Raw genomic sequence first — 24,465 nt, 5'->3', positions numbered from 1 at the left:
CTTCTGATTGCTTGACATCTGCTCCCCGGCGGGTGAACCGCTAGCCGTCATGATTGCAAGTCTTCCCCCCGTTCGCGGCAAGCTGATGCAGGATGCCAGCCTTGCTCCCTATACCTGGTTTCGCGTTGGCGGTCCGGCTGACTGGCTGTTCCTGCCTGCGGACGAAGAAGACCTTTCCAGTTTTCTGAAAACCCTGGACCCCGCCATTCCGGTCACCGTGCTGGGGGTAGGCTCCAATGTCATCGTGCGCGATGGCGGCATTGAAGGCGTCGTTATCCGCCTGATGGGAAAATACTGGGGCGCGGTAGAGCCTGAAGGTGGCCTCACCCTGTCCGCCCGCCCTGGCGCACTGGATCTGGCGGTGGCCAAGGCTGCCGCGCGCGCAGGCATTACGGGCCTGGAGTTCCTCTCCGGTATTCCGGGCTCCCTTGGCGGCGCAACCCGCACCAATGCCGGTTGCTATGGCCGGGAGCTGCGCGATGTGCTGGTCAATCTGGAAGGCTATCTGCGCGACGGCACCCATGTTTCCTATCGCGGGCCAGGCCGCGAAGGCTCAGCGCCAGAAGCTGGCTTTTCGTATCGGCACACAGACTTGCCGGACGATCTGATCGTGACGAAGCTAACCCTAGAAGGAACAGGCACAGGCGCGCCCGACAAGATTTTGGAAGAGATTGAAGGCCTGCAATCACGCCGGGCCGAGACCCAGCCTATCAAGGAAAAAACCTCCGGCTCAACCTTCGCCAATCCGGACCCGCCCGGCACGCCGGATCAGCGCTCAGCATGGAAACTGATTGATGCGGCGGGTTGCCGGGGCCTTAAGGTGGGCGGCGCGCAGGTTTCTCCCAAGCATTGCAACTTCCTGATCAATACGGGCGATGCCACAGCCGCAGATCTGGAAGCACTGGGCGAACTGGTGCGGGCCCGCGTTCTGGAAACGCAGGGGGTTCAGCTACGCTGGGAAGTACGCCGCATCGGACGCACAGCCTAAAACGTGCCTTCGAGCCTCAGGGTGAGAATCTGACCAAAATCGCGTTCACGTGTTTCCCGGATCAAAACATCGCCCAGCCGGCTGCCATCATAGATCTCCCGCCAGAAATTGTCGTTCTGGTTGGTAATATTGCCAATCGTGATCCGGCCGGTCGCCCCGAAAATATCCTTGTCCTCAATGTAGACATACCCGAAGCCGGGGGGATGAGCCTCCAGGCTGACCTCTGACAGGCGATAGAAGCGGTTACTCTTCGACCTCTCAAACCCGATGCCCCAGGCCCAATTAGTCTTCGGGATATCCTGGCGCAATTCCGAGAACAGATAATAGATCGTATTCCCATTAATCGGACGCGTCTCACCCGTTAGCGGGTCAGTCACTTCAGAGTCATACCATTCACCATTGAAGCTGATCTCTGCGCCCGGCACACCTAGCGGATCGAGCTTGAACGTAGCATCCACCTCTGCGCCGATCTGCCAGGCTGTATCAAGATTACCCGGGCCGTCGCCATCACCGATGGGAACCCTGTCAACAATGTCCTCAATGCTGGAACCGAACACTTTCACTGTCGCAGCGCCCCAGGCTCCGAAATCCTTTTCCGTCTGCAGACTAAGCGTCCAAATCTGCTCCGGAACGATTTCCGAATTGCCCGTCTGGCCATTCCCGGCATTCAGGTTCACAGAGGAAATGAAATCAAAAAAGTCCAGTTGCCCGACTTCGCGTTCCAGCCGTGTGATCAGTTTCAGGGACTCATCTGCTTGCCAGGACAGGCTGGCATACCCTTTAGGCCGCGTGAATGTGCGCACATTGGAGACATCTCCGGATTGAGAGAGTTCGGAGACTTCCATTCCGACAGAAAGCTGCGCGCTGAGGCTGGGCAATATCTGGCGGCCATGCGTGACGGATATCTCGCCACGCTGCTCTTCAACGCGGGAATTGGCATTCGACAGATCAACCGCCTGCAAGGGGCCAATACCCTCTGCCTCGCGCAAGCTGGAGGTCGCCTCCAGATAGTTGAATGCCCCTTCTGCAGCGATCTGCCAGTCTCTGCCCGCAAATTTTCCAAAGGCATATTCACTGCGCAGAATATATTCGCCTTCATCAATGGTCTGCTGGAAGAGTGATCTCGACAGATCACTTCCGTCAATATTGGCACGCAGGAATTCATCCGTGATTGGACTGTATTCGCGCCGCACCAGACCAATCGTCTTCAGACGCCCCGGCCCGATACCGAATTCATAGTCTGCCCCTAGTTCGGCATTCCACTCATCCTCAGATCCCTTGAACAGGCGCCGTCCCTCCGGGCCACCGACCGGATAGGTCTTTGAGACTTCCTTGTTGTCCGGTTCGTAAATGCTGGCACGCGCATTGATGTTTCCAACCGCGCCACCTGCAGGCTTCCACGCAAGCGATCCGGCCACAGAGGCATATTCTGCAGCGTGGGTGAAGTCTTCAAGACGTTTCTCAAGAAGGTTTCCCTGTCCATCCGTGATGTATTCCGGGCCATTGTTTGCGCCGCGCTCTGGCGAGCTATCCAGCTCAAACGTCCATCCCAGCGCGCCCTTCCCGCCGGACAGGGCAATATTGAACTCATTATAGTAGGGAGGCAGATTATCCCGGAAGCGGGAAGCCCATTTCCATGTGCCGGATGTCTTGTCCAATCCATTGGTGACCACATTCACCACCTGGCCGGACAGACCCGGAATATCAAACTGGCTACCATCCACGAGTTCGATGCGTACAACATTCTGCGCCACGATACGGCCAAGCGCTTCGACCGCGCCATTGGACTTTCCTGAAACTCGCTGGCCATTGATCAGAACATTGCCCTGTGCCTGACCAAAGCCGCGCTGATTGTTATTGTCGCCCTGGATGGCAAAGCCCGGAATCCGCTCCACCATATCCAACGCGGTTCTGGGGCTGTATTGGAGGAAGTCTTCCAGCGTGAAGGCTGCGACCTCAGAAATTGGCTCTTCGGTCTCTGCTGAGTACGCCCATGGCGCGACCGCCAGGCTGCTCGTTGCAGTCAAAAATAGGCTGAAGCAGACTCGCGCCGTGATGTTCACGCCGATGTTCCTCCCTGAATTTTATGGCTGTCACCAGATGCCGCTCGGGATCTGATTTTCATATTCTATAGAGACCGACTACACACGTAGTCATGCCATGACAAGCACACGGAGCATGTATTTTTCGTAATTCAGGCCATGAATTGCTTTCACGCTGCCATGCTAAGGCCGTTTTAACCCTGCAAACGCGATGACTAGACGTAATGCCGCTGGGCCAATTTGCAGGAAGACAAGATGAAACGTGTTGCCGTGATCTATGGAGGCTGGTCGTCCGAACGGGAGGTCTCATTGTCGTCTGGCCAGCAGATGGCAGAGGCTGCGCGCAAAAGCGGCTATGATGTGGTCGAGATTGATGCCGGACGGAACCTGGCAGAGCAGCTGACCAAAGCAAGGCCAGACGCAGTGCTGAATGGTCTGCATGGGCCCTGGGGCGAAGATGGCTGCGTGCAGGGCGTGATGGAAGTGCTGGACCTGCCCTACTCTCATTCCGGCGTACTCGCGTCTGCCCTGGCGATGGACAAGCTGAAGTCCAAGGCCGTCTACCAGCAGGCCGGCATTCCGGTGGCCCAGGACAAACGCGTCACCCGGGAAGAAGCGGCTGCTGCGCATCCGCTGGCCCCGCCCTATGTCATCAAGCCGGTCGCTGAAGGCTCTAGCTTCGGCGTGCTGATCGTTCGTGAAGGAGCGAATGCCCCTGCCCTGGAACTGACCAGCAGCAATTGGCGCTATGGCGACAATTTGATGGCCGAGGAGTTCATTCCCGGACGCGAACTGACCGTCGCCGTTCTGGGCGACCGCGCGCTAGCTGTCACAGAGATAACGACCTTAAGAGACTATTACGATTTTGATGCAAAATATGAAGCTGGAGGATCGCAACATGTGATCCCGGCAGAATTGCCGGCTGATGTGACACACGCCGCGATGGATTACGCGCTGAGGGCACATCAGGCACTAGGATGCCGGGGAGCAACGCGATCCGATTTTCGCTATGACGACAAGAGAGACCGGCTCGTGATTCTGGAAACAAATACACAACCCGGCATGACGCCCACCTCGCTTGTCCCCGAACAGGCCGCTTTCGTTGGCATGTCCTTCGAAGAGCTGGTCGCCTGGATGATCGAGGATGCTTCATGCCAAAGGTAAGCCGCAACCAGACTGTCCCCAAGAAGTCGTCGCGCAAGCCCGCCGTCATCGTGGATGAGGTGACGGGCGAGGAAGTGCGCGTCTCTTCCGTAATTTTCGGGTTCGTTATGCTGGTCGCCATCGTGGTCGCCACGGCAGCCTGGATGGGCGGGTCCATGTCACAGATCGAAAGCCGCTTTGCCGGCTTCATGGATGACACGGCCCGCGTGATGGGCATTTCCGTCAATGATGTCTCAGTGATCGGCCTGGAGCAGGACCCTGCCCTGGCGCAGGACATCCGCGCCGCCGCCATGATCGAGCCGGGCGAGAACATGTTCCGCGCGGACCCGCATCTCATTCGACGCCGCGTTGAAGGCACCCGCAAGGTGCTGAATGTGCGCGTGCATCGCCTGTGGCCGGATCAGGTCGTCATCCTGGCGGATGCCGCAGAGCCTGTCGCGCTGTGGCATGACAGCAAGAAATGGACAGTTGTGGATGGCCTTGGCCGCATCATTCCGGATGCCCGCCCTGAAGACCACAAAGGCCTCGTGCGTCTGGCGGGCCGTGGCGCGCCGCAAGCTGCACCGGCTCTGGCCGCCGCATTGAAAGCCGAACCCGACGTCGCGCCGGGCATCGCCATCGCAACGCGCATCAATGACCGCCGCTGGGATATGCGCCTGATCAATGGTGCCACCGTGCGCATGCCGGAAGATGACGGCCTGACGACTGCGCTTGACCGTCTCTCGACACTGCAGGTCCGTACCGCGCTGATGCAACGCCCGCTGGAAACCATCGATCTGCGCAATCAGGGCCGCGTCTATCTGACACCAATCGATGCGCCTGACTTTGCCGCCCGTGAAGAGGCGCCCCGCAGCTAATGGCAAACCTACAGTCCCGCCGCATGGCCCTTGGGGGCCACCGCACGACCGGCCCGGTCGCGGCGCTGGATATTGGCTGTTCCAAAATCACCTGCCTGATTGGCCGCAATGATGGGACGGGCCCGCGCCACTTCCAGATTCTCGGCTCTGGCCGCCAGCAATCGCGCGGCTTCAGCGGCGGCACGATCACCGACATGGAAGGCCTGGAACGCTCTATCCGCCTGGCTGTTGAAGATGCCGAGCGCGAAGCTGGAGAACAGATCAATCAGGTAATGCTGGGCATTACCGGCGCGCGCGTGATGTGCAGCCTGGTCACCGCCACGATCGAGATTGGCGGACGCGAGATCAACGCCAAGGATGTACGCCGCCTGCAAGCAGCTGCCATGGCCGATGTGTCGACCAAGGGTGTTGAAGTGCTGGCCGCCTGGCCGGTCGCCTATCGCGTAGACCAGCAGGAAGGCGTGCGAGAGCCGGCCGGAATGTATTGCGACACGCTGGGCCTGTTCCTGTCCGTCGTCACCGCACCCAAAGCGATGGTACGCAATCTGGTGGAGTGCGTCGGCCGCGCGCATCTCAGCGTCAATGCGCTGATCCCCTCCTCTATCGCCAGCGGGGCGGGCACGCTGATTGACGACGAAATCGAGAATGGCGCGATCTGTATCGACATGGGCGCCGGCGTCACGGCGGTGTCAGTCTATCTCAATGGGTCTCCGGCCTGGGTTGGCCTCGTGCCTGCCGGCGGAACGCATGTCACCTCAGACATCGCGCAAGGGATCGGAACGACCTTTGCCGCAGCCGAGCGCCTGAAGAGCATCTATGGCACAGCCAATCTGGAAGGTCCGGGCCTGGCAGAACGGATCGAGGCCCCGCGCCTTGGCGATGATGGCCGCCTGCAGGCCACACGCATGGAACGCGGCAAGCTGGCCGAAATCATCGCGCCGCGCATCGAGGAAACCTTCGAACTGATCCAGAAAACCCTGGAATCCAGTGGTGTACGCAAAGTACTGCCTCGGCGAGTCGTCCTGACGGGCGGCGCGAGCCAGCTGCCAGGCGTGCGAGATGTCGCCACACGCATTCTGGAAGCCCCTGTCCGGCTCGGTCGCCCGACAATTGCTGAATTCCTGGGCGAAACACTGGGAACACCAGCTTTTTCTACAGCCTCAGGTCTGCTACTGTATCAGGAGTTGGGGTTTGCTGACGCTGTGCGGGCTGGCATTGCGTCGAAGGAGTACGGTTCGGAAGTCCGAGGCGGTGCTGTGAACAAGGCGTTCCATTGGCTGAAAGAAAATTTCTGACGCCAATCGCCCTCACTTAACTGCTTCTTAGCGGCAAGGCGTCATTTTAAACGATGAGCGAAGCTTTCTCAGAGACCGGTAGAGTGAGGGATACGTATGACACATGAACTGAAGCCCAGGATCCTGGTCTTTGGCGTAGGCGGTGCCGGAGGCAACGCTGTCGACAATATGATCGAGGCCAACCTGCAAGGCGTTGAGTTCATCGTAGCCAATACGGATGCGCAGGCCCTTTCCCGATCCAAGACGGAAAACCGCATCCAGCTGGGCCCGGAAACGACTTCCGGCCTTGGCGCAGGCGCGCGGCCCGACATCGGCGCGAAAGCCGCCGAGGAATCCATCGAGGATATTCGCGAGAAACTGCAAGACGCTCACATGGTCTTCATTGCTGCCGGCATGGGTGGCGGAACCGGTACTGGCGCAGCCCCGGTCATTGCGCGCGTTGCCCGCGAAATGGGCATGTTGACGGTCGCCGTTGTGACCAAGCCTTTCAGCTTTGAAGGCACCCGCCGCATGTCCTTCGCCGAGGACGGTCTGGCCGAGATTCAGAAACATGTCGACACGATGATCGTCGTGCCGAACCAGAACCTCTTCCGCATCGCCAATGATCGCACGACCTTTGCCGAAGCCTTCCGCATGGCAGACGATGTGCTCTATTCCGGCGTGCGCGGCATTACGGACCTGATGGTCATGCCAGGCCTGATCAATCTCGACTTTGCCGATGTCAGCTCCATCATGCGCGGCATGGGCACGGCCATGATGGGCATGGGCGAAGGCGAAGGTGAAAACCGCGCGCTGGAAGCTGCCCGCCAGGCCATCGACAATCCGCTGCTGGACGACATCTCGATGAAAGGCGCCAAGGGCGTCCTCATCAATATCACCGGCGGCTATGACATGACCCTGTTCGAACTCGACGAGGCCGCCAATGAGGTGCGCCGCGAGGTCGATCCGGATGCCAACATCATTCTCGGGTCCGCCTTTGACAGCGAACTGGAAGGCAAGATCCGCGTCTCTGTCGTTGCAGCCGGAATCGATGGCGCGATGATGGGCGTTCCTGCGGCCGAGCCTGTTGCAGAAACTGTGCGTCAGCCCATCGCGGAGCCGATTGAGGAAGAGCCTGCAGCTGAGGCCGAGGCCCCTGCCGAGACGGAGACCGTCGCTGAAGAGGTGGATGAAGACCGTCCGCGCGTCATCAAGCATACGTCCACGGCCCTGCGCTCTGACGAAAGCGATCCGCGCGAGGATTTTGAAAGCCGGTCCCTGCCCGCCGAACATTATGAAGGCGCAGAAGGCGAGGACCAGATCAGCGCCGACACTGTGTTCACCAAAAGCACAGAGACGCCTGCAGAAGAAGAACAGCGCAGCCCGTCCGGCTTTTCCAACCTGTTCGGATGGCGCCGTGGCAATTCCCAGGGCGAAAATGATGACACTCCGGCAGCCAAGACGCCGACACAAATCGTCTCGTCTCCGGAAGACCATCCGGAGCCTGCGCCTTTCGATGATGCCGACCTTGAAATCCCGGCATTTCTGCGCCGGTCTGCCAATCACTGAAATTGCAGTTGAAAATCAGATTTCAGCGCTGGTTTGTTACACATAATTCTCAATGGTTACAGGGCCGAAGGTAACGCTTCGGCCCTTTTTGTAACACGCCGAAACAAGCCGTGTTTTGTATCTTCAGGCCATAGAAGCCATTCTGATATGCGAAACTGGAGGCGTGTAGTTTGTCCCGTAGCGTAGAATTTCAGCAGACGATTGAGCGCCCCGCCGTATGCGCGGGCATTGGTGTGCACAGCGGGGAGAAAGCCCGACTGGTGCTGAAACCTGCGCCTGCTGGTACCGGCGTCTCTTTCCGCCGCACAGATATTTCCGGGCCGGACACGCTGATCCCTGCCTCTGCCGAATATGTCTCCGACACCCAGCTTGGCACTACGCTGACCAATGAAGCCGGCGTTTCCGTGGCGGTTGTGGAGCATTTGATGGCTGCGCTGGCAGGCGTCGGCATCGACAATCTGCTGATCGAGATCGACGGCCCTGAAGTGCCGATCATGGATGGCTCTTCTGCAGTGTATTGCGAATTGCTGATGCAGGCTGGCCTGCGCCGCCAGTCAGCACCGCGTCGCCGCATCCGCATTCTTGAAAAGATCGAGATCGAGGATGGCCCCAAACGCGCCAGCCTCTCCCCTTCTGAAGACAATCTGCTGACGCTGCGCGCGCGGATCGAGTATGACGACACGCTGATCGGCGTGCAGCAAATGGCCCTGCGTCTTGCCCCAGGCATGTTTGCACGTGATCTGGCCTTTGCCCGCACCTATGGCTTTGCCCGCGATGTGGACATGCTGCGCACGATGGGCCTCGCCCGTGGCGGCTCGCTGGAAAATGCTGTTGTCGTCGACGATGGCAAAGTGATGAATCCGGAAGGCCTGCGCTCTGAAGACGAGTTTGTGCGCCACAAGATGCTGGACGCCGTGGGCGATCTGATGCTGGCGGGCGCACCGATTGCCGGGCGCTATGACGCTGTCCAGCCGGGCCACTCCATCAACAATCTGCTTGTCCGCAAACTGCTCGACACCCCATCGGCGTGGTGCTGGGAAAGCGACGAGATGGATGAGAGCCTTGTCGTGTCACGCACAAGCGCCGCCATCTGAACGGGATTTAACCCATCCAACAGGGTGAATGCCTGAGAAACCTTCTTGGAAAACTGGCAGGGTTCGCGCTAAGCAGTCTGTCTGACACTCACAGCTGAAAGCGTCCGCCCTGCCATGCGTTTCACCAAAGCCTATCCGATTGTTCTGGTTGCAACCGCAGCAATTGCCCTGACAGCCTGCCAATCACGCCGCGACCGCCAGCAGGAGCTGGCTTATGTGGAACGGCCTGTTGAGCAATTGTACAATCAGGCTTCGGCTGAGCTGGACAAGCGCTCCTATGACAGAGCCGTGCTTCTGTTCAATGAAGTCGAGCGCCAGCACCCCTATTCCGAATGGGCCCGCCGCGCGATGGTGATGACGGCCTTCGCCCATTATGAAGCCCGCAATTATGACGAAGCCATCGATGGCGCACGCCGCTATCTGTCGCTTCACCCGGGCGGCTCTGAAGCGGACTATGCCTACTATCTGATCGCGGTCAGCTATTTCGACCAGATCACCGATGTGGGCCGTGACCAAGCCATCACGGAACAGGCGCGCGACGCGCTGATGGATGTGGTCCGCCGCTATCCTGACAGCCAGTATGCCCGCGATGCCAGCGTAAAGCTGGACATGGTTCGCGACCAGCTGGCCGGCAAGGACATGGAAGTGGGCCGCTGGTATCTGCGCAACAACCAGACGCTGGCCGCCATCAAACGCTTCAGCACCGTGGTCAAGAAATACGACACCACGTCCCACACGCCGGAAGCCCTGCATCGTCTTGTGGAAGCCTATCTGACGGTTGGCCTGCGCGATCAGGCGCTCGCCGTCGGCTCAACGCTTGGATACAACTATCCCAATAGCGATTGGTACAAGATGAGCTATCGCCTTCTGACGGAAGAAGGTGTGGATCCCGAAGCCGTAGATGACAAAACCCGCCGAACCTGGCTGCAGCGCATTCTGCCCGGCGGTAAGTAAGACGAACTTTCAGGGCCGATTGCAGATCAGCCCTGCCCTTCTATCAGCTCAAACCACTCATCTTCGGTCAGGGTTCTGACACCGAGGCTTTCCGCCTTTTTGAGTTTTGAGCCTGCGCCCGGCCCTGCCACCAGAATATCCGTTTTTGCCGACACAGAGCCGGAGACCTTCGCACCAAGCGTGCTGGCACGGGCCTTGGCCTCATCGCGCGTCATGCGCTCCAGCGTGCCAGTGAAGACGATGGTCTTGCCAGCGACAGGACTGTCTGTGGCGGCCGCCTCTTCTTCCTGAACGCTCACCTCTTCGAGCAAGGCGCCAAGCATCTCGCGATTGTGCGGTTCGGATTCAAAATCCACAAGCGCGCCCGCGGCGGCCTTGCCCACCCCATCAATGCCGGTCAGTTCTGCAAAGGCCTCCCCTTCGAGCCCTTCTGCTTCGGCGCGAATCACCGCGCTCCAGAAGGCATCCCAGGTCAGGAAGTGGCGGGCATAAAGCTGGGAGGTGGTCTGGCCGACATGGCGAATGCCCAACCCGTTCAGGAAGCGCGCAAAGGGCACGCTGCGGCGCGCATCAATCGCATCGAGCAGTTTCTTCGCAGACGCCTTGCCGAAACCATCCCACTCTTCAAGCGGTGGCAGACCGGCCGCCTCTATCTGCTCTGGCAAGCGGAAGATATCCTGAGGAGCGGCAACGACGCCTTTCTCGTAAAACAGCTGCACCTGCTTCGCGCCAAGGCCGTCAATGTCCAGCGCCTTGCGCGAGACGAAATGCTTCAGACGCTCCACCGCCTGCGCCGGGCAGACGAGCCCGCCCGTACAGCGGCGGCGCACATCGGCCTCGCCCTTGTCATCAATCTCTCGCACGGCGGCAGAGCCACAGACCGGGCACGTCTCCGGCATGTGCCAGGGTTCGCCCTCACCGGGCGAGACAACGCGCAACACTTGCGGAATGACATCCCCTGCCCGCTGGATCTCCACCGTGTCGCCTGGCTTCACGCCAAGACGGGCAATCTCGTCCTCATTATGAAGCGTGGCGTTGGAAACCACGACGCCGCCCACCGTGACGGGCGTCAGGCGCGCGACCGGTGTCAGAGAGCCTGTTCGGCCCACCTGAATGTCGATCGCCTCCAGAACAGTTGTTGCCTTCTCGGCGGGGAATTTGTGCGCGATGGCCCAGCGCGGCGCGCGGCTGACAAAGCCAAGCCTCTGCTGCCAGTCCAGCCGGTCCACCTTGTAGACAACGCCATCAATATCGTAGCCGAGGGTTGCACGCTGTTCTTCAATGTCGCGATAAACCGCAATCAGGTCGTCCACATTTGACGCGGATTTCATCAGGGAATTGGTATCGAACCCCCAGGTCTTGAAGGCCTCGACCGCTGCCGATTGTGTCTCTGCAAAGGGCGCGCTTTCCGCCGCCCAGGCATAGGCGAAGAATTTCAGTGGGCGTGATTTGGTGATCTCGATGTCGAGCTGACGCAGACTGCCGGCGGCGGCGTTGCGCGGATTGGCAAAAATCTTGCGGCCAGCAGCCTCTTCACGCGCATTCAGCGCAGCAAAGTCGGCATGGCTCATATAGACCTCGCCCCGGATCTCTATGAAGTCCGGCCAGCCCTTGCCTTTAAGGGAGACCGGAATGTCCTCCAGCGTGCGGGCATTGGCGGTCACATCCTCGCCCACCTGGCCATTGCCGCGCGTTGCGGCGCGGACCAGCTTTCCCTTTTCATAGGTCAGGCTGAGGGAGAGACCATCAATCTTGGGCTCAGCCGTGAGGATCAATTCCTCCTCTTCGCTGAGGCCCAGAAAGCGCCGGATGCGCGCGGCAAACTCCGCCACATCCTCATCCGAAAATGCATTGTCGAGCGACAGCATAGGCGCCGCATGGGCCGCCTTGCTGAAGCCCTCATGGGCAACAGCACCGACACGGTCTGACGGGCTGTCATCGCGTTTCAGATCCGGAAAGCGAGCTTCGATGGCAAGGTTGCGCTGGCGCGCGGCGTCATAATCCGCATCGGTCAGAACCGGCGCATCTTCCTGATAATAGGCCGCATCTGCCTCGGCCATCAGGACCGCCAGGCGTTCAAGCTCAACCGCGGCCTCTTCAGGCGTCAGATCCTCAACCGCGGTTGCCTCGCTCATGCATCCTCCAACAGCCTCCCTGCTGCAGCGCGGGCCTCGGCAGTCACCTCGGCACCAGACAGCATTCGGGCAATTTCTTCCTGCCTGCTGCTGTCATCTAGCCCGCGAATCTGAGTCCCGCCAGTCTTTCCGGCACCCTTCTCCACAAGCCATTGAGCCGCCGCAGACGCCGCAACCTGCGGGCTGTGTGTAATGGCAAAGACCTGTCGGTCCTGGCCAAGGGAAACAAGCCGCTCACCGATGGCGGCTGCCACGGCGCCGCCGACGCCCTGATCGGCCTCATCAAAGATCAGGGTCATGGCAGAACCGGCCTCAGCCAGCGCGCATTTGAGGGCAAGCGACACCCGTGCCAATTCCCCGCCTGAGGCAATCTTGCGGAGCGGACCAAAGCCTGCGCCGGGATTGGTTTCGGCTTCGAATTCGATCCGGTCGATTCCGGATGCTCCGCCCTCGCCTTCCGGCAAAGGATGGACCCGCGCCTTGATCACCGCGCGGCCGAGTTTCAAGGGGCCGAGTTCCTTCGCGATGGCCTTGTCGAGCTGGCCAGCCGCCGCCTTGCGGGCATCGCTGAGCTTGCCAGCAGCCTGATGCCATTTAGCGCGCGCATCGGCCTCAGCCTTGCGAGCCGTGATGAGCGCATCCTCCCCGGCTTCGACAAGATCGAGGCGCTCTTGCAAACTATCCCGCATATCCTGCAGCATGTCCGGATCGCAATTATGCTTCCGGCCCGCCGCGCGCAGGGCAAACAGGCGGGCCTCTGACGCTTCCAGTTCGCTGGTGTCATGATCCACCAGGCTTTCCAGCTGTGCGATAGAGCCCATGACTTCCTTGATCTCGATCAGCGCACGCTCGACCGCTTCAGCCGCCGCGCGCGCCGCAACAGGCAGCGCCTCGTCCGAACCTTCAAACCCCGGAAGGTGACAAATCCGACCTGTGGCACGTGCCGCCCGGGCGAGTGCCTCCTCAATGCCGGTCCCATCCAGCACTTTTTCCGCCTCACTGACCGCTTCGGTCACACGCTCTGACTGCATCAGAAGGGTTCGCCGTTCTGTCAGGACGGTTGCCTCCCCTTCTTGCGGGGCAAGACGGGTGAGGTCTTCGACGGCCTCCATCAGCCAGTCGCGTTGCTCAATGGCTTCGGCATGAGCGGCTTCCAGTGCTTCACGCTTCTCCGCAGCCTCTTCCATACGCGCATGCGTCCTGGCGCATGCCTCCAAAAGACTTTCATTGCGCGCAAAGAGATCCAGCAGATACCGGTGCGTGGACGGCCTCATCAGGGAAGATGCCGCATGCTGTCCATGGATCTCCACCAGCAACTCCCCGAGATCGGAAAGTAGCGCCGCACTTACTGGCTGGTCATTGATGAAAGCGCGGGCGGGCCCATTCTTGCGGATGATGCGTTTGAAGGTAACCGTCTCATCCGGCGTGGCCTCAATGCCCGCCTCCGTCAAAGCCTTCCAAAGAGGGTGACGCACGGGCGGAGAGAACTCCACCGCCACGCTTGCCTGATCCTGCCCGGCCCGGATCATGGACCGGTCGGCAGGCTGCCCAAGCGCTTGTGACAAGGCATCCAGAATGATGGATTTCCCCGCCCCGGTTTCACCCGTGAGCGCGGTAAAGCCCGCGCCCGGTTCAATATCCAGGCGGTTAATCAGAACGAAATCACGTATCGACAATGACAGGATCATGGCCAGTCTCCCGAAGAGTTACTGGCCATGATTTATCACCGGAACAAAAAGAGAACAAGCGTGATTCTTCACGCGTCTCTATTTAGAGGGGCATACAAGCGGCGCGCAGCCAGTCCTTAACGTCCCCGTCCAGCCCGTCTGCCAGATGCTCGTAGACCTGCGCATGATAGGCATCGACCCATGCGCGTTCCTCTTCTGTCAGCAAGGTCAGATCGATCAGATCCCGCGCAAGTGGCGCAAAGGTCAGGCATTCGAAGCCATACATGTCCAGCTCGCCGCCCTCGATCTGGCTGGCAGGGGTCACATATTGCAGATTTTCGATGCGTATGCCGTATTGGCCAGCGCGATAATAGCCCGGCTCATTCGAAACAATCATCCCCTCGACCAGCGGAATGGCGTTCCACGCCTTGGCGATGCGCTGCGGCCCTTCATGAACGCCGAGATACACGCCGACGCCATGACCGGTGCCGTGCTGATAGTCCAGCCCAGCCTGCCAGAGTGCATGACGCGCCAGCACGTCCAGATGCGTCCCGGTCGTGCCATGCGGGAAACGAACCGCGGCCAGCGCGATATGCCCTTTCAGGACCAGCGTGTAGTGCCGGCGCATGTCCGCACTCGGATCACCAATCGGGACCGTGCGGGTCACATCCGTCGTGCCGTCCAGATATTGGCCACCACTGTCGACAAGATACAGGCTGCCACGCTCCAGCTTGCGATTGGAGGCAGTTGACACACGATAGTGCGGGAGTGCGCCATTTGGTCCGGCCCCGGAGATTGTCGGGAAGGACAAATCATCCAGCCCGCCCAGGCTTTCGCGGAACTCTTCCAGCTTGATCGCGGCGTCAATTTCCGTCACGTCGCCGTTTTGGGCCTCTGTATCCAACCAGTGCAGGAAACGTGTCAGGGCAATGCCATCGCGAATGTGCGCGGCAGATGTGCCAGCCAGCTCGGCTTCATTCTTGCAGGCTTTTGGCAAGGCCACCGGGTCACGCTGGCGAACCGCCCTAGCGCCAACCTGTTCAAGCTTGTCAAAGAACCAGGCAGAGGCAACATCCGGATCAACGCTGACGGACTTTCCCTTCAACCCCGCCAGTCCCTCTTCAAGATCCGACAGCGGACGAAGTGTCACGCTGTTGCCCAGATGCTGGCGCAGCGCATCAGAGACTTTCACTTCATCAAGGTAAAGCTCAGCAGAGCCATCAGCGAACAGGATCGCCCGGCCCAGCGGCAGCGGCGTACAGCTGACATCACCGCCGCGAATGTTGAACGCCCAGGCGATGGACGCAGGCGACGTAATGATCGCCGCATCCAGCTTCTCGGCCTTCAAATCCTTGCCGATCTGCTGGCGCTTTTCATCATGGGCGACGCCGGCATATTTGACGTCATGCACGACGACTTGCGCGGAAGGCTGCTCCGGGCGGTCTTCCCAGGCGAGATCTATCGGATTGTCTGATACGGCGACCAGCTCAGCACCTGCCATTTTCGCGGCGCTCTCCATGGCGGAAACGTCGTTCGGACTCATCAGTTTCGGGTCATAGCCGATCTTCTTGCCGGACATGTCCTGGGACTTCAGCCAGCCAAAGGGGCCAGGTTCAGGCACATTCTGAATCTCCCAGAGGTCCGGATCAGTCTGATCGGCAACCTGGATCGTGTAACGGCCATCGGCAAAGATCACAGCGCGATCCGTGAACACGAAAGCGGAGCCAAAGGACCCTGTGAAGCCGCTGACCCAGGCCAGGCGCTCATTGGCGTCCGGCAAATATTCGTTCTGATATTCATCTTCATGAGGCACGTAGAGGCCATCGAGGCCTTGAGCCTTGAGTTGGTCGCGAACCGGCGGAAGGTGGGCGCGCCCATCTTGCGGGCCCCCTTTGATATCAAATGTCTGTCTCATGCGCCTTATGTAGTGCGGATGAAGCGTTTTGGCCATTGGAAGCCGCATCATAGCTATGCATTTTTGAGACGATATTTCTGCATATCTATGCTTTTTTATTCACACATTTCCCTTACATAGCGCGCTCGTAAAAGATTTGTGCAGTGCACAATAAAATTTCCAAAGGGAAACAGTATAATGAAACCTCACATCAACATGGCTGCATCCGACAATGCCGTGATGCACAGCGACCTGCGCATGCCGATGGTCAACGAACTGACCGCGCCTGCCGCAAGCGATCTTCTGAAAAAGGCCGAGATTTCTCGTCCGCACATTCTGGAACGCCGCACCACCCGTTGGGCACGCCGTTCGACTTACTGATCCTCAGATCAGCCAGCCGGTTTCCGGAGGACCAGCGTAGACCAGCCGTCTTCGCGAATACGCTTCTGGAAATCGAGCCCTCGCGCCACAAAGGCATTCCGCACAGGCGGAGCCTGATGGTGCAACAGGCCTGACAGAATAATCGTGCCCCCCGGCGCCGTTAGAGCGGCAATATCCGGGGCCAGACCGATCAGGGGCCGCATCAGAATGTTCGCAAAAACCGTGTCATAGGGAGCCGACCGCCGGATACGCGGCGTGTTCGCCCCTGTGACATGCATTGCTGTGAACCCGGTCACATTATTCTTTTCCGCGTTCTCATTCGCCACCAGCACACTGTCGAGATCGATATCTGTCCCGATTGCTGAGGTCGCGCCTGCCTTCATCGCGGCGATGGCCAGCACACCTGACCCCGTCCCCAGATCCAGCACTTTGCCGATCGGGCGATTGCGGCGCAGTTCATCCAAAGCAATGAGACAGCCAAGCGTCGTGCCATGATGGCCAGTCCCGAAAGCCGGGCCAGCCTCGATCAGAACGGCGATCCGGCCGGGGGACTGACGCGTCAGGGCATGACTTCCCGCCACGATGAACGGCCCGGCCTCAACCGGCGGCAGACCTTCGAGCGACAGCGTCACCCAGTCACGGTCAATCACTTCCTCGATCCGCGCCGTCAGCTCGGGCGCGACATCTTCAATGATGGCGACGCAAGCCTCGGCCTCTTCCTGGGTTTCCGCAAAAGCATCGAGACGCCAGACGCTGCGGCCGTCCTCCTTGGCATCCACGGCACCCGCAGGGGATGGATCCGCCCAAGCGAGCGCATCCCACGCAGTTTCTACTGGCGCCCGCGCGCCCCTTGCACTTATCTGATACATGCCGCGGCGATTAGCAGGCCCGCGCAGACTTGGGAAGAAGGATAAAGATCATGCGCACCGCCTTGATAGTCACCGCCGCCAGTCTGTTGACCTTGTCGGCCTGCCAGACACCCGTTGCCGCACCTGCCCCGCCGACTGCTTCAACGCCTCAAGCATCCTGGCGGCCCGTGACACCGGAAAATCTCGTCATCCTCAAAACCAGAACCGGCGAAGTCATCATCGAACTGGCCGAGGACGCCGCGCCGGAACATGTCCAGCAGTTTCGCGAAGCCATCAGGGCCAATCTCTATAATGGTGAATATTTCTACCGCGTGATTGATGGCCATGTCGCTCAGGCGGGTCTTGAGTTTGAAGATCGTCTGAAAGACTGGCCACTCTTACCTCTGGAAGCCGAACGCGAAGTCAACGCCCGGGGCTTTGATGCGTTCGGCAATGCAGACCTGTTTGCCGATCCGGTGGGGCATCGTGAAGGCTTTGCCACTGGACGCGAGGGCGATCAGGAATGGCTGCTCAATTGCCCAGGCACGCTTGGCATGGCGCGGGATGATGATCCCGGCACGGGTTCAACCGAGTTTTTCATACCGCTGGCCCCCCGGCGCTATCTGGACCGGAATTACACGGTCTTCGGGCGGGTCATCTCTGGCATGGAACATATCAACCGCCTGAAGCGCGTTGACCCGGTGAGCGAAGAGGATGCGCCATCTTTTGTCGACCCGGCAACGGCGCCACAAAAGATGGCCGACCGGGCGCAGCGCCTGAGCGGAAATGAAATCATCTCCATCGGCCTTGCCGCCGATATGCCAGAGGCCCTTCGCCCGCAGTGGGAAGTGATGGCCACTCCAAGCCCGGACTGGGAAGCGCTGAAAGACGAAAAACGCAATTACGGGATCTATGACGCCTTTGTCGTGAAACCGCCCAAACTTGTCGATATCTGTACGCTTCCTGTACCCGCCCGCCCCATTGCGCAAGGAAACTGACCCGGCATGACCCCTCCGCCGCCCCATGTGGAAGCCCCCAATCTCTCCCCCCTGCCCGGCATCCGCCATGGCTTTTTCGGACGGCAAGGCGGCGTGTCCACCGGCATCTATACCAGTTTGAATGTCGGTATCGGCTCAGACGATGCGCCAGAGAATATTGCTGCAAATCGCGAGCGCTTGCGTGTAGCCATGCAGGCGGACGCGTTGCTCTCCTGCTACCAGATCCATTCTGCTGATGTGGTTCATGTCACCGAGGCATGGGATGCACGCCCGAAAGCCGATGCCATGGTGACGACGGAAAAGGGCATGGGCCTGTGCATTCTGACGGCCGACTGCACGCCCGTTCTGTTCGCAGATATTGAAGCCGGGATCATCGGCGCGGCTCATGCAGGCTGGAAAGGCGCGATTGGCGGCGTGCTGGACGCCACGGTCTCAGCTATGACGGATCTCGGCGCCAAGGCTGATCGCATCACAGCCGCCATCGGGCCAACCATCCAACAGGCAAGCTATGAGGTCGGCCCCGAATTCCGGGAGACCTTCCTTGCCCAGTCGCCCGAGAGCGCAGCCCTGTTCACGCAAGGGAGTAGCGACCGCTACCATTTTGATCTGCCCGGCTATTGTCATCAGCGGCTGAAAAAGCTTGGCCTGCAGGATATTCACAATACGGGCCTAGACACCTGCGCCCTGGAAGACAGCTACTTCTCTAACCGGCGCCGCAACCATCGCAGAGAGCCGGATTACGGCCGAAATGCCTCTGTGATCCTGCTCGAAGTGTAATTTTCTTAAAAACACGACAGAGTCCGGTTGCGACTCGCGCCCAGCTGTTACAAAAGCGACACCAATCCGGGCAGCACGGGCACTCCAAATATGAAACTGCTTTCTTGCAACGCAAATCGGCCCTTGGCGGAAGCCATTGCCGACTATCTGGACACGCGCCTGACGCGCTCAGAGGTCAAGACGTTCTCCGACCAGGAAATTTTCGTCCGCATCGACGAGAATGTCCGTGGCGAAGATGTCTTCGTGATCCAGTCCACTTCCTATCCCGCCAATGACAATCTGATGCAGCTTCTGATCTGCATGGATGCTTTGAAACGGGCCTCCGCACGCCGCATCACCGCCGTGATCCCCTATTTCGGATATGCCCGGCAGGATCGCAAAACGGATGGCCGCACACCGATCTCCGCAAAACTGGTGGCGAACCTGATCCACTCTGCCGGCGCTGACCGTGTTCTGACCGTCGATCTGCACGCAGGCCAGATCCAGGGCTTTTTTGATATTCCAACAGACAATCTGTTCGGCAGCCCGGTCATGGTGGATGACATCAAGGAACGTTATGGCAAGGCCGACCTGATCGTCGTCTCTCCCGATGTTGGCGGCGTGGTGCGGGCCCGCTCCCTCGCCAAGCGGCTGGAAGCAGACCTTGCCATTGTCGATAAGCGGCGCCCTGAAGCCGGCAAGTCCGAAGTCATGAACATCATCGGCGATGTGAACGGCAAACGCTGCATCATGCTGGATGACATGTGTGACTCCGGCGGCACGCTGGCCAACGCGGCTGCGGCCCTGAAAGAGCAAGGCGCAAAATCTGTCTCCGCCTATGTGACGCATGGCGTGCTTTCCAACAATGCCGTTCAGCGCATCGAGAAATCGGTGCTCGACGAGTTGGTAATGACGGATTCGATCCAACCCTCACAGGATGCGATCAAGTCCAAATCAATCCGTATCCTGCCGATCTCCCCCCTTCTGGGCGAAGCCATCCGCCGCATCGCCAATGAAGAAAGCGTCTCAAAACTGTTCGAACGCTAGCCGTCGCCGATTTTTCGGCAGGTGAGTATGATCGACACATCCGCTTCCGCGGTGCTGTCGGCCGGGTTGGCATATGTCACCCACCAGACGCCGGGTTCAGCCGGCCGGCTTTCTGTAATGATGAAGGCATCGCCTGCCTCTGTCCGGGCGGACACGGGCATCTGGCCCGGCGGGCAATCGACCCGCAATGTGGCTTCACCCCCCGGCTGCAACAGCAGGGCCTGCGAGCGCACCACATCCCCCGCCCCCACGGGAGAGGCGGCGCAGCCTGTCAGCAGCGCCGCCAGACAGAGGACAGCGCCCCTCACCCCTCAATGCAGTATTCAATTGGATAGGCCAGCCCCTTCACTTCGACAGGCTTGCCGTCCGGGCCCTTGATGGGCTCAAAGCGCGCACCTTTCATCTCCGCAGCCGAGGCTTCGAAAACAGGGTCGGAGCAGGCCGCCTGCATGTTCTTCGGCAGGCCATCTGTGCCAAGGTCAAACATGACGAGGCAGGCGCCACTCAGCATCTCCGTCGCCGCGGGGACCGGATAGGACGGCGAAGGGTGGGACACAGTCTCAGGCTGCCAGTCCTTCCCGATCGCCAGCCCGGCCGCCGCATTGGCCGAGCTCGCCTGCGCCTTGCGCGCCACCCAGGCCACATCCGTCACCGGCGCAGAAAGAAAATCGTCGACCTGACTGCATGCCTCTGTCATGGCGGACGGGTCTGTTGATTCAGAAGCTCCTGCCTCCTTCTCAAGACCTGCAGGAACAAATAGGTCGCTCGCCAAAGTCAGGCCCTCCTCCGTCTGCGGATCAACAGCAACACCACCGCGCCAGACTTCAAAGTGCAAATGTGGCCCTGTGGCTTGGCCAGACTGACCGAGCGTTCCGATCACATCTCCTGCTTTGACAGTATCACCTGCTTTGACCGCCATGCTTTGCAGCTGACCAAAACGCAGAGATGTCTGCTCGCTCGCCTGCAGCAGGACCAGATTGCCATAGGCCCCCTTCTCCGCTGCCAAGGTGATAACACCACTGGCCGGTGCGTAGACCGGCACGCCTTCAGCCTCTGCCAGATCTACACCATCATGCTGTTTCATCTTGCCACTGATTGGGTGCTTTCGATTGCCGAAAGGGCTCGTAAGGCGCGCCTTGTCCAACACCGCATGGCTGTAGGCGATGTCTGCTCCCGGCGTCGCCGCGGTGCCCTTGATCAGTACACCTTGGGCAATGGCGAGGGGGGCAGCGCAGGCCAGCGCCGCGGCCACGACGAGGCCCATACGGCGCGGGCGGGGTTTCTCAATAAGGAGTTCGGTGAGACGCATCTTCAGGTTTCCTTTCTTCTGCAAGATGAATGCTGCCACAGGCAGCACCGCCTCATCGCGCGAGATGCGCGCAGCAGATGTCAGGGCTTTTGCATAAGCAATCCGGTCTCCGGTCAGCTCGACCGTTTTCTGGTCAACCACAGCCTCTCGCCAGAAATCGAGTTGACCTCGTATCAACCAGGCAAAGGGAGAGAACCAGAAAAGGTCCGCGATGAACCGCTCCAATGGGCGGGCCAGAAGGTCTCCGCGCTTCAGATGGACCAGTTCGTGAACAATTACCTGCTGGGCCCCTTCCCTGCGGATCAGGGCTGCAGGAACATACACTCTGCGCTCAGTGATCCCCGCCAGGAAGGGCGCGCCACGCGGTATGACATGCACCGCAGGCGTGCGGGAAAGTCCCAGAGCCTCGGCCCAATGCGAGATGGGGCGGTTCACGGGCCGGGCCCAGGATTTCAGGCGCTGGAGACGGACCTGGCTGACAGCCCAGAGCAGAGCCCGGACACCCCAGCCGAGCGCCAGGATCATGATTGTCAGTGCACCGGCATCAGGCATGCGAAATGCAGGCCCTTGAGCGACTGCCTCTCCCGTCCCTTCCGGCATGACAGCGAGAGGCTCAAGCATGGGCAGCTCTGCCAGAGGCGCATCCATAAGAGCAGGCAAGGCCGGCACAAAGACCGAAGCCGCGAAAGGGGCGATCAACAGAAAGGCTGCGCCACGCCATATCGCCTGAGCAATGGTCGGGGATGGTCGCATACGGCAGATCAGATAAGCACCTGCGCAGACCACACCGCTCCAGGCGAGCGCCAAAAGTACAAGACTCAGCGGGCTCATCATACGCCCCCTTTCTTGTCCGATGCCTCGTCCTCTGCCGCGTTGATGATCGCGTCCAACTCGTCCAGCTCTGCATCTGACAGATGAGGACTTTCAGCAAACAAGGCTGCCGGAATGGGACCATCTATATCCAGCACCTGACGGGCCAGATGCCGAACAAGGCCGCCCAGCGTAGCCGTGCGGTCCAGCTTGGCCGTGAAAACCGCCATGCCGTGAATATCCTGGCGCGTCACCCAGCCCTTGTCTTCCATGCGCGCTATGACAGTACGGGTCGTCGAGGGCTTCCAGCCCTGCTGAGCGCCGATGGCATCATGCACCTCACGCGCACTTTGCGCGCCGCTGGACCAGAGGTGTTTCAGAACGGCAAGTTCGGATGGATTGGGTTGTGACATGGCGACCTCACTATCATCGTCACCGATACGCTACATATGTAGCGCACTCACGTCAAGTGAAACCAGCCGCAATTTCTTCCGGCGAATTTTTATTTCAAGAAAGCCAGGAGTGGTGGGATCTATTCGACCGTCCAGCCGCGCGGGGTGCGGCGGGCTTCAAGCGTCATAGGGTCAGACTCGCCCGACGGCGTGATGGGAGATGCGCTGCGACGATTGGCAAAGCGCATGACCAGAGCGGCAGATGCCAGAAGCACACCCGCGATCGCCGTCATGACGGCCAGCAGGCCTGCAAAAAGAACGAGGAGCACGCCAATGCCAAGCTGAGCGAATAAGCCAATTACACCTGACAGGGCATCTGACAGGTTCATGCGAGCCGTTTGGGAAGCTGTGCGGGTCATCTGATCCTCTTGTTCCCCCAAAAGATGGCGTCATCAGGGCCTCACGTCAATGTAAAGCCACCTCAAATCCTTGTAAGAAAGGCAGGATGCCCGGTGAAAAGCCTAATCCGGCCGCACAATAAGGCCGCGTTCAGTGCGAATCTGGGCATACGCGGCCGTAATCGCCGCTGCCTTGGCATGGGCCGCATCCTCAAACTCTCTCGGAGCGCCCATCTGAACCACACGGTCCGGGTGATTATCTGCCATCAAACGGCGATAGGCGGCTCGGATATCGTCGAACGCCGCATCATGCTGCACCCCAAGAATGAAGTACGGGTCTTCCTTGTCCGGCCCCAGATGGCTAGCGCGGATCCGCCGGAAAGTCGCCTCGTCAAAGCCAAAGGCTTGCGACACGGTCTCCAGATACTCCATTTCCTCAGTGGTCACGACGCCATCTGCCCCGGCGATCTGGAACAGGCCGTCCAACACGCCTTCCAGCAGGCATGGGCGGTCATGATACTTCCGGCCGATCTTGCGGGCATAGCCCTGATAGCCGCGCACAGTCTGCCGCGCGATGTTGAACACGCGGCGAACACTGTCAGCATCCTCCGGTGCAGCGCGGAAAACGCGCGAGAACACCATGATTTCCTTGTCGGAGACATTGCCATCAGCCGCAGCCAGTTTCGCCCCGAGCCCGACAACAGCGGCGGTAAAGCCGACATCGTTCGGGTCTGGCGCACACGCAAACTCCCCACTGGCGTCTTCGCCAGAGGTGGCATCAGGGTCGAACAAGCGCCGTCCGCCCTCAAGAAGTCTTGCCCAGAGAGACATGTCTATTCTCCATATACCCGATTTTCAGAAATATGGGAGCGCGTCATGCTGACAGTTTCGTGAAGCCTTGCTCACACGCGGATGCATGAAATTCTTTTGAAATTCAATGTATAGACATTCCCGGTAGAAGGGACTGGCAGAATACGGCTAATCTCTGGACTGTCTTTCGACCACAGACCTCAGGTCTGCAAGTTCCGCCCGCATCTCCTGAATGGCCGTCAGGATGGCCGAGCGCCCGAGTTCCGCAGTCTCCAGCTCTTCCTCCAGATCATCCTCAATGTCTTCAAGCCCCTCTTCCAGAATGGCCTGCTGCTCCGCCGCCAGCGAATCCACGACCAGCGCTATGAACAAGTTGAGGATGGCGAAACTGGCGATGAAGATGAAAATCAGGAAGAACACCCAGGCATAGGGGTGGCCGTCATCGATCACCTTCTGGACAACTTCAAATCGCCAACCATCCATCGTCATGACCTGGAACAACGAATAGGCCGAGCTCGGCAGATCACCGAACAGAAGTGCCACTTCCTCATTGTCCGTATTGCCGTACATGTTCGTGGCCATGACGGCAGCCACATAGGTAACCAGTGCCAACACCGCAAAGATGGCCCCCATGCCCGGCAGGGCCTTCATCAGCGCCTCTGTAATCCGGCGCATCATCGGCACGACATGCAGAAGACGCAGCACCCGGAGCACACGCAACGCCCGAAGCACGCTGAACGCAGTGCCGCCCGGCACAAGCGACACCCCGACGACAATGAAATCAAACCAGTTCCAGGCCGACTTAAAGAAGTGCAACCTGTAGACTACGAGCTTCAACAGAATCTCGGCAGCGAAGACCCAGGTGATGCCGTGGTCGAGAAGCTCCAGCAGGTGAACGAGTTCAGGCGACAAGCTGGCGTGATAAGTAAGCACACCCAGAATGACCGCATTCAGGATAATCAGAGAAATGATTGTCCGCAGGAACCACGGTCTTTCAATTGCCCGTTCCAGGCCAGAATTATGCGTTTCCGTATCGAGTGTCGCGCGTCCCATTGGTCGTCCCGTCCCTGCGTCCCAA

General features: G+C 59.6%; 22 protein-coding genes. 11 read left to right on the top strand and 11 right to left on the bottom strand.

Annotation, left to right across the window (positions count from 1 at the left end):
- Window positions 1-49: 49 nt before the first annotated feature.
- Window positions 50-988 (top strand): UDP-N-acetylmuramate dehydrogenase, encoded by a 939-nt coding sequence (gene murB, locus HY29_RS17895; RefSeq protein ID WP_034799862.1) that lies wholly within the window; start codon window positions 50-52, stop codon window positions 986-988.
- Here murB and HY29_RS17890 read toward each other — a convergent pair.
- Window positions 985-3,015 (bottom strand): TonB-dependent receptor plug domain-containing protein, encoded by a 2,031-nt coding sequence (locus HY29_RS17890; protein ID WP_162176762.1) that lies wholly within the window; start codon window positions 3,013-3,015, stop codon window positions 985-987. The two genes, murB and HY29_RS17890, sit on opposite strands and share 4 nt — an antisense overlap.
- Window positions 3,016-3,285: 270 nt before the next feature.
- On the opposite strand from HY29_RS17890, the gene HY29_RS17885 reads away from it, so the two are divergent.
- The 6 genes from HY29_RS17885 (at window position 3,286) to HY29_RS17860 (ending at window position 9,942) form a co-directional block, all read left to right on the top strand.
- Complete coding sequence (locus HY29_RS17885; protein ID WP_034799782.1) at window positions 3,286-4,194, top strand: D-alanine--D-alanine ligase; 909 nt, start codon at window positions 3,286-3,288, stop codon at window positions 4,192-4,194.
- Window positions 4,182-5,051, top strand: coding sequence for a cell division protein FtsQ/DivIB (locus HY29_RS17880; protein WP_034799781.1), 870 nt, complete (start codon window positions 4,182-4,184; stop codon window positions 5,049-5,051). Before HY29_RS17885 ends, HY29_RS17880 begins: the two co-directional genes overlap by 13 nt.
- Window positions 5,051-6,346 (top strand): cell division protein FtsA, encoded by a 1,296-nt coding sequence (gene ftsA / locus HY29_RS17875; protein ID WP_034799780.1) that lies wholly within the window; start codon window positions 5,051-5,053, stop codon window positions 6,344-6,346. The genes HY29_RS17880 and ftsA overlap by 1 nt, the downstream gene beginning before the upstream one ends.
- Before the next feature lie 96 nt (window positions 6,347-6,442).
- Complete coding sequence (ftsZ, locus tag HY29_RS17870) at window positions 6,443-7,894, top strand: cell division protein FtsZ (RefSeq protein ID WP_034799779.1); 1,452 nt, start codon at window positions 6,443-6,445, stop codon at window positions 7,892-7,894.
- A gap of 170 nt (window positions 7,895-8,064) precedes the next feature.
- Window positions 8,065-8,988: a UDP-3-O-acyl-N-acetylglucosamine deacetylase gene (gene lpxC, locus HY29_RS17865; protein WP_034799778.1), complete on the top strand. Its 924-nt coding sequence runs from the start codon at window positions 8,065-8,067 to the stop codon at window positions 8,986-8,988.
- A 114-nt stretch (window positions 8,989-9,102) separates the two neighbouring features.
- Window positions 9,103-9,942 carry an outer membrane protein assembly factor BamD gene (locus HY29_RS17860; RefSeq protein ID WP_034799777.1) on the top strand — a complete coding sequence of 280 codons (840 nt, stop codon included), beginning with the start codon at window positions 9,103-9,105 and terminating at the stop codon, window positions 9,940-9,942.
- 26 nt (window positions 9,943-9,968) lie between these two features.
- On the opposite strand, the gene ligA is transcribed toward HY29_RS17860, so the two are convergent.
- The 3 genes from ligA to HY29_RS17845 all read right to left on the bottom strand — a co-directional run bounded on the left by ligA (window position 9,969) and on the right by HY29_RS17845 (window position 15,659).
- Window positions 9,969-12,077, bottom strand: coding sequence for an NAD-dependent DNA ligase LigA (gene ligA, locus HY29_RS17855; protein WP_034799776.1), 2,109 nt, complete (start codon window positions 12,075-12,077; stop codon window positions 9,969-9,971).
- Complete coding sequence (locus tag HY29_RS17850) at window positions 12,074-13,765, bottom strand: DNA repair protein RecN (RefSeq protein ID WP_034799775.1); 1,692 nt, start codon at window positions 13,763-13,765, stop codon at window positions 12,074-12,076. Before HY29_RS17850 ends, ligA begins: the two co-directional genes overlap by 4 nt.
- Before the next feature lie 82 nt (window positions 13,766-13,847).
- A complete protein-coding gene (locus HY29_RS17845) occupies window positions 13,848-15,659 on the bottom strand; it encodes an aminopeptidase P family protein (protein WP_034799860.1) in 1,812 nt (603 codons plus the stop codon).
- Window positions 15,660-15,836: 177 nt separating this feature from the next.
- Here HY29_RS17845 and HY29_RS17840 point away from each other — a divergent pair, with 177 nt between their 5' ends.
- On the top strand, window positions 15,837-16,019 hold the full coding sequence (locus tag HY29_RS17840) for a hypothetical protein (protein WP_034799773.1): 183 nt from the start codon (window positions 15,837-15,839) through the stop codon (window positions 16,017-16,019).
- 8 nt (window positions 16,020-16,027) lie between these two features.
- On the opposite strand, the gene HY29_RS17835 is transcribed toward HY29_RS17840, so the two are convergent.
- On the bottom strand, window positions 16,028-16,798 hold the full coding sequence (locus tag HY29_RS17835; protein WP_241765260.1) for a 50S ribosomal protein L11 methyltransferase: 771 nt from the start codon (window positions 16,796-16,798) through the stop codon (window positions 16,028-16,030).
- 140 nt (window positions 16,799-16,938) lie between these two features.
- Between HY29_RS17835 and HY29_RS17830 the strand changes: the two genes are divergently transcribed.
- The 3 genes from HY29_RS17830 (at window position 16,939) to HY29_RS17820 (ending at window position 19,668) form a co-directional block, all read left to right on the top strand.
- Entirely contained in the window at window positions 16,939-17,865 is a 927-nt protein-coding gene (locus tag HY29_RS17830; protein ID WP_034799768.1) for a peptidylprolyl isomerase, read from the top strand.
- A 6-nt stretch (window positions 17,866-17,871) separates the two neighbouring features.
- Entirely contained in the window at window positions 17,872-18,642 is a 771-nt protein-coding gene (pgeF, locus tag HY29_RS17825) for a peptidoglycan editing factor PgeF (RefSeq protein ID WP_051601784.1), read from the top strand.
- A 90-nt stretch (window positions 18,643-18,732) separates the two neighbouring features.
- Window positions 18,733-19,668: a ribose-phosphate pyrophosphokinase gene (locus tag HY29_RS17820; protein ID WP_034799766.1), complete on the top strand. Its 936-nt coding sequence runs from the start codon at window positions 18,733-18,735 to the stop codon at window positions 19,666-19,668.
- Here the strand turns inward: HY29_RS17820 and HY29_RS17815 are convergent.
- The 6 genes from HY29_RS17815 to HY29_RS17790 form a co-directional block, all read right to left on the bottom strand.
- Window positions 19,665-19,976: a hypothetical protein gene (locus tag HY29_RS17815; protein ID WP_034799764.1), complete on the bottom strand. Its 312-nt coding sequence runs from the start codon at window positions 19,974-19,976 to the stop codon at window positions 19,665-19,667. The two genes, HY29_RS17820 and HY29_RS17815, sit on opposite strands and share 4 nt — an antisense overlap.
- The gene (locus HY29_RS18740) at window positions 19,973-21,811 is read right to left on the bottom strand and encodes a peptidoglycan DD-metalloendopeptidase family protein (protein WP_051601782.1); all 1,839 of its coding nucleotides are present in this window, start codon (window positions 21,809-21,811) and stop codon (window positions 19,973-19,975) included. The genes HY29_RS17815 and HY29_RS18740 overlap by 4 nt, the downstream gene beginning before the upstream one ends.
- Window positions 21,808-22,200, bottom strand: coding sequence for a BlaI/MecI/CopY family transcriptional regulator (locus HY29_RS17805; protein ID WP_034799762.1), 393 nt, complete (start codon window positions 22,198-22,200; stop codon window positions 21,808-21,810). Before HY29_RS17805 ends, HY29_RS18740 begins: the two co-directional genes overlap by 4 nt.
- Window positions 22,201-22,319: 119 nt before the next feature.
- Complete coding sequence (locus tag HY29_RS17800) at window positions 22,320-22,598, bottom strand: hypothetical protein (RefSeq protein ID WP_034799760.1); 279 nt, start codon at window positions 22,596-22,598, stop codon at window positions 22,320-22,322.
- A gap of 102 nt (window positions 22,599-22,700) precedes the next feature.
- Window positions 22,701-23,408 carry a molecular chaperone DjiA gene (locus HY29_RS17795; RefSeq protein ID WP_081811500.1) on the bottom strand — a complete coding sequence of 236 codons (708 nt, stop codon included), beginning with the start codon at window positions 23,406-23,408 and terminating at the stop codon, window positions 22,701-22,703.
- A gap of 147 nt (window positions 23,409-23,555) precedes the next feature.
- Entirely contained in the window at window positions 23,556-24,440 is an 885-nt protein-coding gene (locus HY29_RS17790; protein WP_034799756.1) for an ion transporter, read from the bottom strand.
- Between the last annotated feature and the right edge of the window lie 25 nt (window positions 24,441-24,465).

Origin of the sequence: Hyphomonas beringensis (assembly GCF_000682755.1) — a bacterium.
In the GTDB taxonomy this organism is placed as follows: Bacteria; Pseudomonadota; Alphaproteobacteria; order Caulobacterales; family Hyphomonadaceae; genus Hyphomonas; species Hyphomonas beringensis.
Note: the sequence above shows the minus strand (reverse complement) of the source record. Positions and strands in the feature narration are given on the sequence as shown.

Excerpts from the sequence above, each read along its gene's own strand:
- ftsZ (WP_034799779.1), top strand. The coding sequence starts at position 6,443 with ATGACACATGAACTGAAGCCCAGGATCCTGGTCTTTGGCGTAGGCGGT.
- HY29_RS17820 (WP_034799766.1), top strand. The coding sequence starts at position 18,733 with ATGAAACTGCTTTCTTGCAACGCAAATCGGCCCTTGGCGGAAGCCATT.
- HY29_RS17805 (WP_034799762.1), bottom strand. The coding sequence starts at position 22,200 with ATGTCACAACCCAATCCATCCGAACTTGCCGTTCTGAAACACCTCTGG.
- HY29_RS17830 (WP_034799768.1), top strand. The coding sequence starts at position 16,939 with ATGCGCACCGCCTTGATAGTCACCGCCGCCAGTCTGTTGACCTTGTCG.
- HY29_RS17880 (WP_034799781.1), top strand. The coding sequence starts at position 4,182 with ATGCCAAAGGTAAGCCGCAACCAGACTGTCCCCAAGAAGTCGTCGCGC.
- HY29_RS17800 (WP_034799760.1), bottom strand. The coding sequence starts at position 22,598 with ATGACCCGCACAGCTTCCCAAACGGCTCGCATGAACCTGTCAGATGCC.
- ftsA (WP_034799780.1), top strand. The coding sequence starts at position 5,051 with ATGGCAAACCTACAGTCCCGCCGCATGGCCCTTGGGGGCCACCGCACG.
- HY29_RS17885 (WP_034799782.1), top strand. The coding sequence starts at position 3,286 with ATGAAACGTGTTGCCGTGATCTATGGAGGCTGGTCGTCCGAACGGGAG.
- pgeF (WP_051601784.1), top strand. The coding sequence starts at position 17,872 with ATGACCCCTCCGCCGCCCCATGTGGAAGCCCCCAATCTCTCCCCCCTG.
- murB (WP_034799862.1), top strand. The coding sequence starts at position 50 with ATGATTGCAAGTCTTCCCCCCGTTCGCGGCAAGCTGATGCAGGATGCC.
- HY29_RS17795 (WP_081811500.1), bottom strand. The coding sequence starts at position 23,408 with ATGTCTCTCTGGGCAAGACTTCTTGAGGGCGGACGGCGCTTGTTCGAC.
- HY29_RS18740 (WP_051601782.1), bottom strand. The coding sequence starts at position 21,811 with ATGATGAGCCCGCTGAGTCTTGTACTTTTGGCGCTCGCCTGGAGCGGT.
- HY29_RS17790 (WP_034799756.1), bottom strand. The coding sequence starts at position 24,440 with ATGGGACGCGCGACACTCGATACGGAAACGCATAATTCTGGCCTGGAA.
- HY29_RS17840 (WP_034799773.1), top strand. The coding sequence starts at position 15,837 with ATGAAACCTCACATCAACATGGCTGCATCCGACAATGCCGTGATGCAC.
- HY29_RS17860 (WP_034799777.1), top strand. The coding sequence starts at position 9,103 with ATGCGTTTCACCAAAGCCTATCCGATTGTTCTGGTTGCAACCGCAGCA.
- HY29_RS17845 (WP_034799860.1), bottom strand. The coding sequence starts at position 15,659 with ATGAGACAGACATTTGATATCAAAGGGGGCCCGCAAGATGGGCGCGCC.
- ligA (WP_034799776.1), bottom strand. The coding sequence starts at position 12,077 with ATGAGCGAGGCAACCGCGGTTGAGGATCTGACGCCTGAAGAGGCCGCG.
- HY29_RS17850 (WP_034799775.1), bottom strand. The coding sequence starts at position 13,765 with ATGATCCTGTCATTGTCGATACGTGATTTCGTTCTGATTAACCGCCTG.